Origin of the sequence: Nonomuraea sp. NPDC049028, assembly GCF_043197735.1 — a bacterium.
Classification (GTDB): Bacteria; Actinomycetota; Actinomycetes; order Streptosporangiales; family Streptosporangiaceae; genus Nonomuraea.
Map to the genome: position 1 here is coordinate 125,227 of NZ_JBICTR010000010.1, position 16,624 is coordinate 141,850.

Here is a 16,624-nt window from a genome sequence, read left to right on the forward strand (position 1 = left end):
TCATCGGCGGTCAGGACAGCGTGACGGCGTTGGGACGGCTGCTGTGAGCTCTCCTCGTGTGGCGCTGGTGACGGGAGCGGCGCGCGGCTTGGGCGCGTGCATCGCGGCCCGTCTGCACGGCGCCGGATACCGCGTGGCGGTGACCGACCTCGACCAGCGCGCGGCGGCCAAGGTCGCGGCCTCGCTCGCCTCGGACGGAGAGTCGGCGGCCACGCCCGCCCCGGACGGAGGGTCGGCGATCGGGCTCGGGTTGGACGTGCGCGACAAGAATGCCTTCGTACGGGCGCGTGACGCTCTCGTCGAGCGGTGGGGCGCGATCCACGTCCTGGTCAACAACGCCGGATTCTCCAAGGTCGAGCCGCTCATGGACATCGAGCCGGACAGCTTCTCCTCGGTGATCGCCGCCAACCTCGACGGGACGTTTCTCGGCTGCCAGGTCCTCGGCGCCTACTTCGCCGAGCGTGGCCACGGACGCATCGTCAACATCGCCTCACTCGCCGGGCAGAACGGCGGCACCGCGACCGGCGCGCACTACGCGGCGGCCAAGGGCGGCGTGGCCACGCTCACCAAGGTGTTCGCCCGTGAGCTGGCCCCGCGCGGTGTGACGGTGAACGCCGTCTCACCGGGCATCCTCGACCTGCCCGTGGTCCGCGAGAGCGTCGCGCCTGACAAGCTCGCGGGGATCGAGGCGATGATCCCGGTCGGCCGGCTCGGCCGCCCCGAGTTCATCGCCGACATGGTGGCGCTGCTGGCCTCCGAGCGGGCGGACACGGTCACCGGCGCGTGCTGGGACGCCAACGGCGGCCTGTACATGCGCTGACTCATCCGAATGGGATGCCACCAGCGGGCCTGTACATGCGCTGACTCACCCCATGCGCTGACTCACCCGAAGACGGAAGACGAAGGCGGAGAGGAGCAAAGCCGTGACCGTCAGAGAACCCGATCAGACCCCCTCGCAGGCCGACTTCCGGGAGGCGATGGCGCATCTGCCCGCGGCCGTCAACATCATGACGACCGACGGTCCGAACGGCCGTTGCGGCATCACGGTCAGCGCGGTCTGCTCGGTGACCGACGACCCGCCGACCATCCTGGTCTGCCTCAACCGCAGCAGCGCCATGCACGACGTGTTCTGGGCCAACGGCCGGGTCTGCGTCAACGTTCTGGGCGGTGACCAGCAGGACTTGGCGCTGCACTTCGCCGGAGCGACGGAGGTCTCCATGGCCGAACGGTTCACCTGGAACGTCTGGGATCGCGGCCAGCGCGTGCCGGTGCTCAAGGACGCGTTAGTGGCCGTCATCGGTGTGGTGAAGGACTGCAAGCCGATGGGGTCGCACAGCGTGCTGTTCGTGGAGATCGAGCAGGTACGTACCCGGAGGGGCGGCCCGAGTCTCGTCTACTTCAACCGGAGCTTCCATCGCCTGGACTCCGGCTCGCCGATGGCCTGCTGAGGGATCGCGCCGCGGCCTCGGGAGCTACCTAGCGCTTGGGCGATTGATGGTGTAATGATGTAATCATGGAAACTCTCTTTGAGCACGCAGGCGGCCAAGAAGGGCTCCACAGGTTCATCGACATCTTCTATGGAAGCGTCTTGTCCGACCCGCTGCTCCAGCCATTGTTCGGCGAAGGACTTCCCCATCACGTGACACATCTGACGGCTTTCACGGCCGAGACCTTCGGCGGCCCCGACACATTCTCCAGGGAAATGGGTGGATTTTCCAGGCTGATCGACGCGCACCGTGGGCTGGGGATCAGCGAGGCGCAGCGGCAGCGGTTCGTCGAGCTGTACATGGCGGCCGCCGATCAGGCCGGACTCCCGGAAGACGCGCCTTTCCGGGAGGCGCTGCGGTCGCATGTGGAGTTCGGATCGAAGGTGGCGATGCAGAACTCCCATGCCGAAACCGACGACCAACTCCACCCGCTCCGAGAGGTGCCGCAGTGGGGATGGTCCGAGCCGAGCTAGTTTCCACCGCCACGTCAATCGGAGCTCCCGGCACTTCCCGCCCAGGGCCCTCGCCCGGGCGGGAAGTGCCGGGAGCCCTACTTGTGCTGCAACAGCAGGGTGAACAGCACGTTGGTGGTCGTACTGAGCGCGAACATGGTCACCGCGACGATCAGGTCATCGCGCTTCCGTGACAGCAGCCCGCCCTGCGAGCCTTCCGGAACGTTGACGATGACCGCCTGAGTCAGGCCGGCGCCGAGCCGTTTCCACAGGTACTTGAAGCCCAGACCGAGGACCAGCGGGACCATCGTGACCGGGAGCAGGCTCCACCACACCGGGGCCGAGAACGAGCCGAGGAAGCGGCCGGCGATGGCCGCGCCGACGATGGCCGCGAGGGTGCCGACGGCCAGGCCAGGGATATGGGCGAACTGCGCCCAGGTCCGCTTCTTCTCGTTGCAGATCTCCCTGATCCTGGCCGCGTCGTTCGCCGTCTCGTCCACTCGGTAGCGGAGCAGTAGAGCCGTACCCGAGGAGAGCGTCAACTCCATGATCTTGTCGCTGTTCACGGGGTCGCGCCGGACCATCCGCACCATCTTCAGCGTCGGGGTCATCTTCGAGCCGAGGTCGGCGATGTCCGCCGACGAGTCGGACTCGTACACGACGTAGTTGCTGTCGGTCCAGATGCTGAAATAGACGCCGGTCTGCTCGAATATCTTGGCGAGCTGCGTCAGCTGCTCGCGGTGGAGCTTTGTCGGCCCGAGATTCTCTTTCCTTGGTGTCCCAAGGCATCGGGGGGTGATGGCCACTAGGCTGCCTTTCGATCTTCGTAGTGGTACTGACTGGCTGTTCGGGCCCCCAGGCGCCAACTCCGAAGCGGCCGAGCTGGTTAGCGCGCCTGTCTCATTCTTCTGCTTGATCGCCTGCACATGCGAACAAAATGGACATCAAGGCAATGTGTGCATAGTTCGCCCATGTGCTTATAAAGCGTAACTCGGGGCGGTTTAATGAACCGCCACCTGATCCTAGCTGAAGATCGCAAGAGTATTGCGTGTTCTCTTCGCGTTTGCCAAAGGACGAGGTTGGTGGGTGGTTATGTCCTTGGGAATGCCGGGAGTGCCGAGTGCGACATGGACGGTGGCGGTGAGATTTATTCACGTTGGTGTTCGGGAATGCCCTTTCCCGAATCCTTTGTGGCGGAAGATGGCGCCTTGGCTCAGGGGCTTGGGGCGTTGATCGGCGGGCTCCCCGCTGTGCCGGAGGGGCGGCGAAAAGCTGCGGGATGCGAAAATTTGCCGAGCGCGCAAATTTCTGTAGTCTGGGGACATGACCGGGCTACGCGAACGAAAGAAGCAGGCGACCCGCGACGCCCTGATGACCGCCGCGCTCCAGCTCGCCATGGAGCGCGGGCTGGACAACGTGCGGGTCGAGGACATCGCCGAGGCGGCGGGGGTGTCGCCGCGGACGTTCAACAACTACTTCTCCAGCAAGTGGGAGGCGCTGGCCGCCCGCCACGTCGACCGGACCAGGCACTCGGTGCGGGTGCTGCGCGACAGGCCGCCGGGTGAGCCGCTGTGGGAGGCGGTGACGCGGGCCATGCTGGCGCCGTGGGAGAACGCGGAGCAGACCACGCGGGCGCCCAGCCCTGAGATGCGGGCCGCCCTGCGGCTGCTGACCAGCGCGCCCGCCATGGAGGGGGAGTCGCTGCGGGTGCTCTTCTCCGCCGACGCCGAGCTGGCCGCGGCCGTCGCCGAGCGCACGGGCACCGACCACGAACGCGACCTCTACCCGCAACTGGTCGCCACGGCGGTGATCACGGCCACGCAGACCGCCGTCCGCCATTGGCTGCTCGTCGAGCCCGCGGTGCCGCTCCTTCCTCTGATCGAAGAGGCGATGCGCCAGCTCGCCACCGGACTACCCGACCCAACGGCACAAGGAGAGCCCCAATGACCGCGGACGTCGTCATCGCCGGTGGTGGTCCCAACGGGCTGATGCTGGCCAGTGAGCTGGCCCTGGCCGGAGTCCGGCCGATCGTGCTGGAACGCCTGCCGGAGCGGAGCCAGGCGCCCAAGGCCAACGGCATCGTCGGGCAGGTCGTCAGGCTGCTCGACCAGCGCGGCCTCTACCGGCGCTTCCTGGATGTAGCCGAGCCGCCGCGACCGATCCCGATGTTCCTGTTCGGCGCGCTGCCGCTCGACCTAACCGAGATCGAGGGCAACACGCTGTACGCCATGGGCATCAAGCAGGCCCGCCTGGAGGAGCTGTTCGAGGATCGGGCCCGCGAGCTGGGTGTGGAGATCAGGCGGGGGCGGGAGCTGACCTCGTTCACCCAGGACGAGTCGGGCGTGACGCTCGAACTGGACGGCGGCGAGCAGCTGCGCACCCGCTACCTGGTCGGCTGCGACGGCGCCCACAGCACGGTCAGGAAGCAGGCCGGCATCGGCTTCCCCGGTGTGAACGCCTTCTCCGTCATCTCGCGGGCCGCCCACGTCGTCCTACCTGAGGCGACGATCCGGATGGACCGGGCCGAGCTGGAACTGCCCGGCGTGGGCACGACCGCCCTCTACGCCTGGCACCGCACCGAGCGCGGCGCGTACGCCCTGCTGCCCGTGAGCCCCGAGGTCCTGACGATCAGCTGTGTCGAGTGGGACAGCGACGATCCCGGCGAGGATGTCGAGATGACGCTCGGCGAGCTGCGCGAGAGCCTGTCCAGAGTGCTGGGCGTCGACATCGCGCTGGCCACCCCGCCCGGTCCGGGGCCGCACCTGCTGCGCCGCCTCAGCGGGCGCAACACCCGGATGGCCGACCGCTTCCGGGCGGGCCGGGTGCTGCTGGCCGGGGACGCCGCCCACGTGCACTCCGCGGTCGGGGCGCCGGGGCTGAACCTGGGTCTCCAGGACGCGGCCAACCTCGGCTGGAAGCTGGCGGCCACGGTACGCGGCACGGCGCCGCCCGGTCTGCTCGACAGCTACGACCGGGAGCGACGGCTGGCCGCCGAGCGGGTCACCATGCACAGCAAGGCCCAGCTCGCGCTCATGTCGCCGGGGCCGGAGGTGACGGCGCTGCGCGAGGTGTTCGGCGAACTGCTCCACGACAAGAGCGCACGCGGCCGGATATCTGCCCTCATGTCGGGCGCGGATGTCACCTATCCCATGGCCGCCCCGGCACATCCGCTGACCGGCCACTTCGTACCCGACCTGGAGTTGGAGCCGGTGCCTCTCACCACGCTCATGCGGGAGGGGCGGCCGCTGCTGCTCGACCTCGTGGGAAGCGTTCGGAAGGAGGTGTGGGACGGCCGGATCGACGTGGTCACGGCCACGTGCGCGGCGCCGCCCGCCGACGCGCTGCTGATCCGCCCGGACGGGTACGTGGCCTGGGCGGGCACCCCGGACGACTCGCTGGACGAGGCTGTCAGAACCTGGTTCGGTTAACCTGATCCCGGACTCTGAGGAGGGCTCATGCCGGAGAACCTGATCTTTCGCCTGCCGCCGACGTTCGAGACGGTCGAGGAGGAACGGCGCCATCGCAAGGAGCGGCTCGCCGCCGCGCTGCGCATCTTCGGCAAGCTGGGCTTCGAGGAGGGCGTCGCGGGACACATCACCGCCCGCGACCCCGAGCTGACCGACCACTTCTGGGTCAACCCGTTCGGCATGTCGTTCAAGCACGTGCGCGTGAGCGACCTGATCCTTGTCAACCACGAGGGCAAGGTGGTCGAGGGTCGCTACCCCGTCAACGAGGCGGCCTTCGCCATCCATTCGCAGGTGCACCAGGCGCGGCCCGGCGTGGTGGCGGCCGCGCACAGCCACTCGGTCTACGGACGCGCGCTGTCGGCGCTCGGCCGGGTCATCGAGCCGATCACGCAGGACGCCTGCGCCTTCTATGAGGACGTCTCGCTCTTCGACGACTACACGGGCGTGGTGACGGACCTGGAGGAGGGCAAGCGCATCGCCGCCGCACTGGGCGGCAACAAGGCCGTCGTGCTGCGTAACCACGGGTTGCTGACGGTGGGCGACACCGTGGACGCGGCGGCGTGGTGGTTCATCACGATGGAACGCTCGGCGCAGGTGCAGCTCGTCGCGCAGGCGGCCGGGCAGGTGGTGCCCATCGAACCGGACAACGCGGCCCTGACCCACCGGCAGATCGGCAACGATTTGGTCGGCTGGATCAACTACCAGCCCCTCCACGACCAGATCACCCGCGAGCAACCAGATCTATTCGAGTGACCCGCTTTGTTGCGGTCCGGACAAACCCCTTCCATCCGTTACGGCAAGCCGCACTCACCGCCACCCGCCGCCCGTGGCTGAGGGCCTCCAGGAAAACGCCCGCTGAGCCCGCACGGGGCCGGGCGCCGATACGTGCGCTCAGTTGACCGTGGCTTCCGTAGCGGGCAGCCGTCTCGGTCCCTGCGACGGTCCGTGGGGGCTGGGGTCCTTGGGAGACCCCCTCCGGGGGAGCGGAAGGAGATGGTCCGTGGTGACTGGGGCCCAAGGAGGGGACCCAGAGCGCGCCCTAGCGGCGGAAAGTGTGGCGATAGGTCAGTGGGGCGACGCCGACTGCGGCGTGGAGGTGTTGGCGGAGGGAGACCGTGGTGGTGAAGCCCGCTCGGCGGGCCACCTCCTCCACTCCCGCGTCCGTCGTCTCCAAGAGGTGTCTGGCGTGGTCGACTCGTTGTTTGGTCAGCCAGCGTGACGGGCTCAGGCCGGTTTCCTCGCGGAAGCGTCTGGTGAAGGTGCGGACGCTCATCTTCGCGTGCCCGGCCAGGGCGTCCAGGTCGAGTGGTTTGTCCAGGTGGGAGAGCATCCACGTGCGGGTCGGGGCGGTGCTGGTGCCCGTCGGGTCGGGGAAGGGGCGGTCGATGTACTGGGCCTGGCCGCCGTCCCGCCAAGGAGGCATGACGCAGCGGCGGGCCGCCCTGTTGGCCACCTCGGTGCCGTAGTCGCGCCTGATCACGTGGAGGCAGAGGTCCAGTCCGGCCGCCACGCCCGCCGAGGTGAGTACGTCGCCGTCGTCGATGAACAGCACCGAGGGATCCAGGTCGACCTTGGGGAACAGCGCGGCGAAGTGGGCGGCCTCGCGCCAGTGCGTGGTGGCGGGGCGGCCGTCCAGCAGGCCTGCGGCGGCCAGAATGAACGCGCCCGTACAGATCGACATGATCCGCTTGTGGCCGTGCAGGGCGTCGCGCAGGTAGGGCTGGATCGTGCCGTCCTTCATCGTGCGGCCCGCGTGGATGCCGGGGACCAGGACCGTGTCGGCCGTGGCCAGGACGTCCAGGTCGTGGTCGGGCAGGACGCTGTATCCGGCCGAGCAGCGCACGGGCCGGCGGCCGGGGGAGCAGGTGACGACCTCGTAGAGCTTCTCGCCGGCCGCTGACTCCGCCGACCAGAAGACCTGGCCGGGAACGCCCAGGTCGAGAGGGGCGAAGTGGTCGAGAACGAGGACCGCGACACGATGCGCCATGGCCGAATTCTTTCACATATTGGCTATCCGGCCACTCGCGGCCATAAGGGTGGATAAATCAGGATTAGCGGATGACCATAAGCACCACCACCCGGACCAGGCGGTTGCATCGGGCCTGGTTCGTCGCGGCCGTCGCGTTCGTGGCCATTCTCGGCGCGGCCGGGTTCCGTGCCACTCCCGGCGTGCTGATCACGCCGCTCCAGGCGGAGTTCGGCTGGACCAAGGGCACGATCTCGCTCGCGGTGTCGGTCAACCTGGTGCTCTACGGCCTGACCGCGCCGTTCGCGGCCGCACTGATGGACCGGTTCGGGATGCGGCGGGTGGTGTCCCTCGCGCTGCTGCTGGTGGCCACCGGTAGCGGGCTCACGGTGCTGATGACGGCGAGCTGGCAGCTGCTGCTGTTCTGGGGCGTGTTCGTCGGGCTGGGCACGGGGTCCATGGCGCTGGTGTTCGTGGCGACGGTGACCGACCGGTGGTTCGTCAAGCACCGTGGCCTCGTCACCGGCCTGCTCACCGCGGCCGGCGCCACCGGTCAGTTGATCTTCCTGCCGGTGCTCGCCCAGCTGGCCGAGGGGCCGGGGTGGCGGGTGGCCTCGCTGACCGTGGCGGGGGCCGCGCTGGCGGTGGTGCCGTTCGTGTGGTGGCTGCTGCGCGACCATCCGGAGGACGTGGGCACCACGGCGCTGGGGGCGGAGCCCGGCACGGTCCGTACCCTGCCCGTCCAGCGGAACGCGGCCGTGCGGGCGCTCACGGTCCTCAGGTCGGCGGCGCGGACCCGGGCGTTCTGGTTCCTGGCGGGCGGCTTCGCCATCTGCGGCGCCAGCACGAACGGCCTGGTCGGCACCCACTTCATCCCCGCCGCGCACGACCACGGCATGGCCGAACCGGTCGCGGCGGGGCTGCTCGCGGTCATCGGGATCTTCGACATCGCGGGTACGGTCGCCTCCGGCTGGCTCAGCGACAAGGTGGATCCGAAGATCCTGCTCGGCGTCTACTACGGGCTGCGCGGGCTGTCGCTGATGGTGCTGCCGGGGCTGTTCGCGGCCACGACCCAGCCCAGCATGCTGATCTTCATCGTGTTCTACGGGCTCGACTGGGTGGCGACCGTGCCGCCGACCGTCGCGCTGTGCCGGCGGATCTACGGAGCGGACGGCGCGGTCGTGTTCGGCTGGGTGTTCGGCTCGCACCAGATCGGCGCCGCGTTCGCCGCCGTGGGCGCCGGGCTCACCCGCGACCACCTGGGCGCTTACGACCTGGCCTGGTACGTCTCGGGCGCCCTCTGCCTCCTGGCCGCCGGCATGTCCCTGGCCATCGGGCATGCTAAAGGGCGATGAGTGACGCAGAGTTGATGGTCCTGCCGCTGGTGGTCAGGATCGAGAGAGCGACGCCGCCGGAGCGTACCGACGCTTTGGAGGCGGCCGCGATGGCCGTGCTGAGCCTGCTCGACGACCCCGGCGAGTGGGGTGCGGAGCTGCACGCCTGGCAGTCCACCGGCAAGATCCGCAAGGTCGTGCGCCGGGCCAGGGGCGCCGAGTGGCGCCGGGCGCTGGCGCTGCCGGGCCGTACTGTCGAGCACCGTACGGCCGAGGTGCGTGTGCACCCGCCCGTGCCGCTCGACGACTGGCCCAGAGACCTCGCCCGGTTGCAGGTGTCCGGCACCGAGCTGACCGACACCGGCGACCTCGCGCCCGCCGAGCCGCCGATCCTGTGGGCCAACCCCGGGCTCGCCATGTCGGCGGGCAAGGCCATGGCCCAGGCCGGGCACGCCGCCCAGCTCGCCTGGTGGGCCAGCGACGAGGCCGAGCGCGCCGCGTGGCGGGCGGCCGGGCTGGCCGTGACGGTGCGCACCGCGGCGGCGGGCGACTTCCAGGCGAAGGTGGCCGCGGGGCTGCCCGTGGTGCGGGACGCCGGGTTCACCGAGATCGAGCCGGGTTCATGTACGTTCGTCGCCGACGCGCCGTGGCTCTATGGGCGGGTGGCCCGGTCATGACAGATGTTAGATCTCGATCACGTCGGCCAGGACGCCGCCCGCCGGGGTGATCCGGGCGGGCGACGGGCTGTCGTAGACGATCATCAGTCTGCCGTCCGCCAGCACGGCCATCCCTTCGGGATGGTCGCAGCCGATGCCGTACGGCAGCTCGGCGACCGTCTCCAGCTCGTCCGCCGCGACCACCTCGCCCGCTCGATGGACCCGCCAGCGCAGCACGCGCACCGGCCCGTCGAGGCTCATGCTCGGCCCGGCCAGCAGCAGCACGTCACGGCCGTACGGGCACAGGTCCCGCACGCCCAGCCCGCCCAGGTCCAGGAAGTGCTTGCGGTACGGCTCGCGCAGCCGCAGCCTGCCCGGATGGCTCTCGACGGGCCTGATCTCCAGGACCACCGCCCAGCCGCGTAGCACCGGGCCACGGAGTCCCAGGTAGACCCGCTCGTCCAGCACCGCGATGCCCTCGATGTCGAGGCCGTTGTCCTTGCCGGGCAGCGCGAGGAACGGCGCGAGGTGCGGGTCGTCCTCCAGATGGGCGGCGATGTTGTCCCGGCCCGACAGGATCGCGCCCGGCAGCGGGGCGTTGGTGGCGGGATCGAGCGGCAGGCGTACCAGGATGAAGCGGTTCTCCTCGCGGACCACGGTCGCCAGCCGCTTGACGGCCTTGGCCGGGTCCTTGGCCGACTTGATCCGGCGGCGCTTGAGACTGTGCGAGCCGACGGCCCACAGGTGGCCGTCGGCCCTGGCCAGGCCCTCGATGTCCGCCTCGTCCTCGGGGCCCGCGGGCAGTCGTACGTAGTCGGCCAGCCGGAAGGTGCGCTGACCCGTGTAGTTCACGCCGGTCCAGGCCAGATGCTCGATGGTGGCGGTCTCGTCCCCGGCCAGCCACAGGCCGCTGCCGTCGTGCCGTAACGCGGAGAGGTTCGTGTGCGTTTGGGAGGCTTGCGAGGCCGGGTCGAATCGGAGCTCCACCTGTTCCACGAAGCCATGATGACACTTCGGCCGCTTCATAAGCGGAATGGCGGGATTTGTCGTACGCTCCCGATCGTGCTCGATGGGGATGATGGGACCGAAGGTTCCCGTGTGAGAACTGCTGCCAGGCCGGGAACCCCTGTTTCTTCACCCAGGCGATCCCGCATCGGCGATCTTCGGATGCGGGATGTATACCGGGGGCTCGCAGTCGTGACCGCGGTGGCGGTCGTCACTGTCACGCTGGTCATGCTGCTCCCGTCGCGGCCGGACGAGGTCGCCGCACGGCCGGTTGCCGCGCCATCGACCGTGCCGACCTCGTCCGCGCCGCCCCTTGCCACAGTGTCGTCCGAGCCGTCGGTGTCTCCCTCGCCGGTGGACTCCGCCGCGGCGGCCGCTCCCCGCGCCACACCGACTCCCGGCTCGACCATCGCGCCCGGATACACCGCCATGGAGGCCCTGTACGCCGACCCCCGGGTCCCCAAGCTGCCGAAGAAGGTCGCGCGGCTGAAGATGACCAAGCCCGGCAAGGCAGCGATCAAGGACCGGCGGACCGGCCTGGTCGTGCCCAGGCTCGGCAAGCCGTGGAAGGCGCATCGTGCGGCGCCGTTCACCAGCAAGCAGGTGCTCCCGCTCAAGCGCGGCTCGAACCAGCGGGGCATGCTCGTCACCTGCCCGCTCCCGATCGAGGAGCAGAAGTCGGCGCGTGACACCGCGCTGCTCGCCGCCCGCTGGACGCTCAACCACCACCCCAAGGGCGCCCGGATCCGCTGGCTGGTCTCCCAGCCGATCAAGCGCGGCTGGCTGCTCGCCTACCAGGTCAGGTACGGCAAGCACGTCTCGCGAGCGGCCGTGGTCGTGCTCGACGGGGGAATGGCCAAGCCGGGGCTGGCGTTCGTGACAGTGCCGGAGTCGCAGCGGACCAGGTGGCGTGACATCACGCGCGTGGTTTCCGGGGTGCGTGTTCTAGGCTAGAAGATCATGTACGGCGATATGGGGGAGTGACGCCGTGGAACGCCCAGGTCAGCCGAAGGCGCCTGACAATCGCTCGGGACAGCCGCAGGCGCCTGACAGAGACAAGCCCAAGCCGCCCTGGCGGGCGGAAGGGCTGCCCGGCTCGTCCGGCGGTGGTCGCCCGAAGATCAACTGGTGGCGCTTCGTCGTCACGTTGCTCGTCGTGTACGCGGCGTTCTTCCTGGTCTCGTCCTTCTTCGACAGCGGCTCGGTCGAGACGGTGTCCTACACCGAGTTCACCAAGCAGGTGACCTCGAAGAACGTCAAGGACATCTACGCCACGGGCCTGTCGGTCGAGGGCGATCTGCGGGCCGCGGCCAAGGATCCCGACAGCGGCAACAAGTCGTACACGAAGTTCAAGACGGAGATCCCCGCCTTCGCCAACAACGACCAGCTCTACCAGCAGCTGGAGAGCAACGGGGTCGATATCAAGGCCGACCCGATCAACAGCGGGCGCGGCTTCTTCGTCAACCTGCTGCTCTCTCTGCTCCCCGTCCTGCTGCTGGCCGGGCTCTGGATCTGGGTCATGCGCCGCGGCGCCAGCATGATGGGCGGCGGCGGGCTGAGCGGCCTCGGCCGGTCCAAGGCGGCCAAGCCGGTCGAAGCGGGTCAGATGCGGGCCACGTTCGCGGACGTGGCGGGCATCGACGAAGTCGAGAACGAGCTCGTCGAGGTCGTCGACTACCTGAAGGATCCCGACAAATACCGCAGGCTCGGCGCCAAGCTGCCCAAGGGCGTGCTGCTCGCCGGTCCTCCCGGCACCGGCAAGACGCTGCTGGCCCGTGCCGTGGCCGGTGAGGCGAACGTGCCGTTCTTCTCGGCCAGCGCGTCGGAGTTCATCGAGATGATCGTCGGTGTGGGCGCGTCGCGGGTACGCGACCTGTTCGAGGAGGCGCGCAAGGTCGCCCCCTCGATCGTGTTCATCGACGAGATCGACGCCATCGGCCGGGCCAGGGGCGGCGCCGGCGGCATCGGCGGGCACGACGAGCGCGAGCAGACGCTCAACCAGATCCTCACCGAGATGGACGGCTTCTCCGGCGTCGAGGGCGTCATCGTCATCGGGGCCACGAACCGGCCGGAGATCCTCGACCCGGCCCTGCTGCGGCCGGGCCGGTTCGACCGTACGGTCCAGGTGGGGTTGCCCGACGCCGCCGGCCGTACCGCGATCCTGGCCGTGCACAGCAGGAGCGTGCCGCTCGACGGCGAGGTCAGCCTCGACCAGATCGCCAAGACCACGCCCGGCATGACCGGCGCCGACCTGGCGAACCTCGTCAACGAGGGCGCGCTCCTGGCCGCCAAGCGCGGCAAGGAGAAGGTCGGCATCGCCGACTTCGCCGACGCGCTGGAGAAGCTGCAGCTCGGCGCGGCGCGCAGCATCGTGATGCCGGAGGAGGAGCGCACCAGGACCGCCTTCCACGAGGCCGGCCACGCGCTGCTCGGCATGCTGCAGCCGGGCGCCGACCCGGTCAGGAAGATCTCGATCATCCCGCGCGGGCGGGCGCTCGGCGTCACGCTGTCGACGCCCGACACCGATCGTTACGCCTACGACGAGCAGTATCTCCGTGGGCGCATCACCGGCGCGCTCGGCGGGATGGCGGCCGAGCAGGTGGTGTTCGGCGTGATCACCACCGGCGCCGAGAACGACCTGGAGCAGGTCACCATGATCGCCCGCGGCATGGTCGGGCGCTGGGGCATGTCGGAGAAGGTCGGGCCGCTGACCATCCTGCCCAGCGACGGTCAGCCGCCGCAGGCCTCGCCCGCCATGCTCGCCACCGTCGACGAGGAGGCGCGGCGGATCGTGGACGAGTGCTACGAGCGCGCGCTGCGCGTCCTCAGCGAGAACCGCGACAAGCTCGACGCCATTGTCGCGGCCCTGCTGGAGCACGAGACGCTGGACGAGGCGAGCGCCTACGCCGCGGCCGGGCTTTCCGGGGACTTGGGCAAGCCCGTAACGTAAATTGAGGCCGCGCCGGGCAGGTCTCCGATGTGACACTCAACGACGAGCTTCTCGCAGAGCTCGGCGATGCCGGGCTGGAGGAGGTCGCCGGGCTGCTCGGTACGGACACCGTAACGGCCCGCATCGTGCTCACGACGGTGTCCGGCACCATCATCGGCGGCCTGGCGCGCAACGCCGCGCACCCTGAAGGCGCGGAGGCGCTGCGCGCCGCCCTCGACGACCATGTGGACGCCGACCCGTTCAACGGCGACGTGGCGTCGCTGTCGCGTGACGGGCAGAGCATCCTGGGGCACGTACTCGGCGGGCAGGGCACCGAGCAGGCGGCCGACGGCTTGTCACGGCTGGTGGGGGTCGACGGCCGCACGATCATGAGGTTGCTGCCGCTGATCGCGCCCATGATCATGTCGTTGCTGGCCGGGCGGGCGACTCGCGGGCGGATGGAGGCCGCCGCCGTCGCCGACGCCCTGAACCAGGAGAGCGCCACCCTCCCCGCTGAGCTGGCCGAGCTGCTCGGCGCGATCTTCGACGGGGACTCCATGGACGTACCCGGCCAGCCGAACTTCGACCGCTGAACGGTAAGCTGGTGCGGTGATCATCCTGGCTTCAGCGTCCCCTGCCCGGCTGGCCCTGCTCCGCAGCGCCGGACTCGACCCCAAGGTGATCGTCAGCGGCGTCGACGAGGAGGCATACTCCGCCTACTCGCCCGCCGCGCTCGCTCTTGAGCTCGCCAAGGCCAAGGCGTCGGCGGTCGCGAGCGGGCTCGACGAGGGCCTGGTCATCGGCTGCGACTCGATCCTGGAGCTCGACGGCAGGCCCTACGGCAAGCCGGCCACGGCCGAGGAGGTCGTCGAGCGGTGGCGGATCATGCGCGGCCGGACCGGACGCCTGGTGACCGGCCACTGCGTCATCGACGTACCCGCCGGCCGGCAGGTGGCCGAGGTGTCCACCACCGTGATCCACTTCGGCCGGCCGTCCGACGAGGAGATAGCCGCCTACGCTGACACGGGCGAGCCGCTGGGCCTGGCCGGGGCGTTCAGCATCGAGGGGCGGGGCGGCTGGTTCGTCGAGGGCATCGAGGGCGACCACGGCAACGTGCTCGGCATCTCGCTTCCGCTGCTCCGCAACCTTTTCGGCGAACTGGGCTACGCGGTGACGGCCTTCTGGCGCTAGCGTGCCGGGCATGCGATCAGTACGCGACTTCTTGGCGGGCGTCGGCTTCTTCTTTCAGGGTGTGGGCTGGGTCGCCAAGCATGGCCGGTGGTGGCTGTTCGGGTTGATCCCGGCGCTGCTGGCCTTTGTCGTGTACGTGGTGGCGTTGATCTTCCTCGGCACGAACGCGTCGGATATGGCGGAATTTCTTACGCCGTTCGCCGACACGTGGGGGTGGCGGGACCTCTTCCGTACGCTGATCGGGATCGCGCTGGTCCTCGGCGGGCTGGCGCTGGCGGTGCTCACTTTCACGGCGCTCACGCTGGCGGTCGGGGAGCCGTTCTACGAGAAGCTGTCCGCCACGGTGGATCCGCTGCCGGGGGCGGAGGAGCAGCCGTGGTGGCGCACCTTGCCCCGGTCCATCAGGGACAGCCTGGTGACGCTGGGCTATGTGCTGCTGTTCACCGTGCCGCTGTTCTTCCTGGGCTTCGTGCCGGTGGTCGGGCAGACGGTGGTGCCGGTGCTGGGGGCCATGGTCTCCGGGTTCTTCCTGACGGTGGAGCTGACGACGCTGGCGCTGGAACGGCGGGGGATGGGGCGTAAGGAGCGGTTCGCCCTGCTGCGGGGGAACAAGGCGGGGGCCTTGGGGTTCGGGGTGGTGGTGTTCTTGCTGTTCCTGGTGCCTTTTGTGGCGGTCGTGGCGATGCCGGCGGGGGTGGCGGGGGCGGCCCTGTTCGTCCGCAACCGCCTGGCCCCAGCTCCCGCCCCTGGCCTCCCGCCCGCCTGACCTCCCTCCCTCCCTCCCGCCCGCCCGCCTGACCTTTCGCTCCCTGGCTTCCGCGCTCGTCCACGACACCCGCCCTCATCTGGCTCCCCTTATCCCCAGAACGCGGTTCGGCGCATCGGCGACCCCCTCCGTCCAGGCACCCTCATGCCTCATGACGACCAATGCCTCCGAGCCCTGCCTGACCCTGACCAGCCCCACCGACGTCCTCGCCGCGGTGCCCTACCTCGTGGGGTTCCACCCCGTCGACAGCCTCATCGTGCTCGGCCTCACCCGGGGACAGGCCAAGCTGGCGACCCGCTGGCCACTACCGTTTCCGCCGGGCACGCTGGAGCCTTTGTCGGCGCTGTTCCATCGTGAGGCCATCACCCACATCATCCTGATCGGCTACGGCCCTGGAGACCGGGTCACCCCGGCCGTGGACGAGGCCCGCCGACTGGCCGCCCGAGCGGGTGTCGGCGTGGACGAGGCCCTGCGAGCCGAGGGCGGCCGCTACTGGTCGTACGTGTGCGACGTGCCCCAGTGCTGCCCTCCCGAAGGCACTCCGTACGACACCTCGACCAGCCAGATCGCCGCCGAGGCCACCGTGCACGGCCTGGTGGCCCTGCCCGACCGCCAGAGCCTGGAGCGCACCATCGCCCCGCTCACCGGCCCTGTCCGGGTGTCGATGCGCCGCGCCACGACGGAGGCCGTCGCGGAGTTCCGCACCCGGCTGATGGAGGCGACGGACGCGAACGCGTTCGCCCAGCAGTTCGTCACCCGGGGCCTGGTAAGAGTCCGCGCCGCCCTGGCCACCCACGCCGCCGGTGGCCGCCTGGACGACGCCGAAGCGGCCAGACTGGGCCTCGACCTGGCGGTGATCAGAATCCGCGACGAAGCCTGGACCCTCGCCGGCGACTCCCACGCCGCCCTCTGGAAAGACCTCACCCGCCGCCTGGAACCACGCTTCACCCCACCGGCCGCGTCCCTGCTGGCGATGGCCTCCTGGCGCACGGGCGACAGCGTCCTGGCCACCATCGCTCTCGAACGCGCCCTGACCACCGACCCGAGCTACTCGATGGCCAACCTGCTCATGCACGCCCTGCAACAACTCCTGTCCCCGGCCACCCTGCTCGACCGCCTCCCGGCCCCCTCCGAGCTGGACACCGCAATGGGGCCCGTCAATGCGGGTTGGCTAATCCCCCTGATCAACAACCTGGACGAGGACCATGAAACGGCCGCCTAAGCCAACCCACCTCAACCCCAGCTCCGAGCTCAACCGCCCCCACCTGCCCCGACCACCCGCGGTCAGCCCAGCCACCGACCGGCCCAGACCCTGGCCAGGCCAACCATCCTGGTCCGGCTACTGACCAGCCCTGATTTGGGGACTGTAGA

General features: G+C 69.6%; 17 protein-coding genes. 14 read left to right on the forward strand and 3 right to left on the reverse strand.

The genetic code is table 11. The features are described 5' to 3' along the window. Positions 1-43 precede the first annotated feature (43 nt). From ACGFJ2_RS37205 to ACGFJ2_RS37215, 3 genes are all read left to right on the forward strand, one after another. Positions 44-820 carry an SDR family NAD(P)-dependent oxidoreductase gene (locus tag ACGFJ2_RS37205; RefSeq protein ID WP_393476539.1) on the forward strand — a complete coding sequence of 259 codons (777 nt, stop codon included), beginning with the start codon at positions 44-46 and terminating at the stop codon, positions 818-820. A 103-nt stretch (positions 821-923) separates the two neighbouring features. Next, a complete protein-coding gene (locus ACGFJ2_RS37210; protein WP_357939993.1) occupies positions 924-1,448 on the forward strand; it encodes a flavin reductase in 525 nt (174 codons plus the stop codon). A gap of 65 nt (positions 1,449-1,513) precedes the next feature. Further along, complete coding sequence (locus ACGFJ2_RS37215) at positions 1,514-1,960, forward strand: group II truncated hemoglobin (protein ID WP_357939995.1); 447 nt, start codon at positions 1,514-1,516, stop codon at positions 1,958-1,960. 77 nt (positions 1,961-2,037) lie between these two features. Here the strand turns inward: ACGFJ2_RS37215 and ACGFJ2_RS37220 are convergent, their stop codons facing one another. Further along, positions 2,038-2,745, reverse strand: a complete 708-nt coding sequence (locus ACGFJ2_RS37220) for a hypothetical protein (protein ID WP_358181388.1) — start codon at positions 2,743-2,745, stop codon at positions 2,038-2,040. A 517-nt stretch (positions 2,746-3,262) separates the two neighbouring features. Between ACGFJ2_RS37220 and ACGFJ2_RS37225 the strand changes: the two genes are divergently transcribed. From ACGFJ2_RS37225 to ACGFJ2_RS37235, 3 genes are read left to right on the forward strand one after another with little or no spacing between them, the layout of a single operon-like run. Continuing rightward, on the forward strand, positions 3,263-3,886 hold the full coding sequence (locus ACGFJ2_RS37225; protein WP_393476544.1) for a TetR/AcrR family transcriptional regulator: 624 nt from the start codon (positions 3,263-3,265) through the stop codon (positions 3,884-3,886). Beyond that, the gene (locus tag ACGFJ2_RS37230; protein WP_393476547.1) at positions 3,883-5,367 is read left to right on the forward strand and encodes an FAD-dependent monooxygenase; all 1,485 of its coding nucleotides are present in this window, start codon (positions 3,883-3,885) and stop codon (positions 5,365-5,367) included. Before ACGFJ2_RS37225 ends, ACGFJ2_RS37230 begins: the two co-directional genes overlap by 4 nt. 27 nt (positions 5,368-5,394) lie before the next feature. Further along, the gene (locus ACGFJ2_RS37235) at positions 5,395-6,159 is read left to right on the forward strand and encodes a class II aldolase/adducin family protein (RefSeq protein ID WP_357940003.1); all 765 of its coding nucleotides are present in this window, start codon (positions 5,395-5,397) and stop codon (positions 6,157-6,159) included. A 286-nt stretch (positions 6,160-6,445) separates the two neighbouring features. On the opposite strand, the gene ACGFJ2_RS37240 is transcribed toward ACGFJ2_RS37235, so the two are convergent. Beyond that, positions 6,446-7,393 carry a DJ-1/PfpI family protein gene (locus ACGFJ2_RS37240; RefSeq protein WP_357940005.1) on the reverse strand — a complete coding sequence of 316 codons (948 nt, stop codon included), beginning with the start codon at positions 7,391-7,393 and terminating at the stop codon, positions 6,446-6,448. A gap of 71 nt (positions 7,394-7,464) precedes the next feature. On the opposite strand from ACGFJ2_RS37240, the gene ACGFJ2_RS37245 reads away from it, so the two are divergent. Beyond that, entirely contained in the window at positions 7,465-8,727 is a 1,263-nt protein-coding gene (locus ACGFJ2_RS37245; protein WP_357940007.1) for an MFS transporter, read from the forward strand. Next, complete coding sequence (locus ACGFJ2_RS37250; RefSeq protein WP_358181399.1) at positions 8,724-9,383, forward strand: peptidyl-tRNA hydrolase; 660 nt, start codon at positions 8,724-8,726, stop codon at positions 9,381-9,383. The genes ACGFJ2_RS37245 and ACGFJ2_RS37250 overlap by 4 nt, the downstream gene beginning before the upstream one ends. 6 nt (positions 9,384-9,389) lie before the next feature. On the opposite strand, the gene ACGFJ2_RS37255 is transcribed toward ACGFJ2_RS37250, so the two are convergent. After that, complete coding sequence (locus tag ACGFJ2_RS37255; RefSeq protein WP_393476551.1) at positions 9,390-10,358, reverse strand: DUF3616 domain-containing protein; 969 nt, start codon at positions 10,356-10,358, stop codon at positions 9,390-9,392. A 171-nt stretch (positions 10,359-10,529) separates the two neighbouring features. Here ACGFJ2_RS37255 and ACGFJ2_RS37260 point away from each other — a divergent pair, with 171 nt between their 5' ends. The 6 genes from ACGFJ2_RS37260 to ACGFJ2_RS37285 all read left to right on the forward strand — a co-directional run bounded on the left by ACGFJ2_RS37260 (position 10,530) and on the right by ACGFJ2_RS37285 (position 16,475). Next, positions 10,530-11,321, forward strand: a complete 792-nt coding sequence (locus ACGFJ2_RS37260) for a hypothetical protein (RefSeq protein ID WP_393476554.1) — start codon at positions 10,530-10,532, stop codon at positions 11,319-11,321. A 34-nt stretch (positions 11,322-11,355) separates the two neighbouring features. Continuing rightward, entirely contained in the window at positions 11,356-13,317 is a 1,962-nt protein-coding gene (ftsH, locus tag ACGFJ2_RS37265; RefSeq protein WP_358181408.1) for an ATP-dependent zinc metalloprotease FtsH, read from the forward strand. Between the two features lie 29 nt (positions 13,318-13,346). Next, positions 13,347-13,889, forward strand: coding sequence for a DUF937 domain-containing protein (locus ACGFJ2_RS37270; protein WP_393476558.1), 543 nt, complete (start codon positions 13,347-13,349; stop codon positions 13,887-13,889). Positions 13,890-13,905: 16 nt separating this feature from the next. Continuing rightward, a complete protein-coding gene (locus ACGFJ2_RS37275) occupies positions 13,906-14,487 on the forward strand; it encodes a Maf family protein (RefSeq protein ID WP_393476561.1) in 582 nt (193 codons plus the stop codon). Positions 14,488-14,497: 10 nt separating this feature from the next. Continuing rightward, on the forward strand, positions 14,498-15,253 hold the full coding sequence (locus ACGFJ2_RS37280) for an EI24 domain-containing protein (RefSeq protein ID WP_393476564.1): 756 nt from the start codon (positions 14,498-14,500) through the stop codon (positions 15,251-15,253). A 151-nt stretch (positions 15,254-15,404) separates the two neighbouring features. Further along, the gene (locus tag ACGFJ2_RS37285) at positions 15,405-16,475 is read left to right on the forward strand and encodes a DUF4192 domain-containing protein (RefSeq protein ID WP_393476567.1); all 1,071 of its coding nucleotides are present in this window, start codon (positions 15,405-15,407) and stop codon (positions 16,473-16,475) included. Positions 16,476-16,624: the final 149 nt, after the last annotated feature.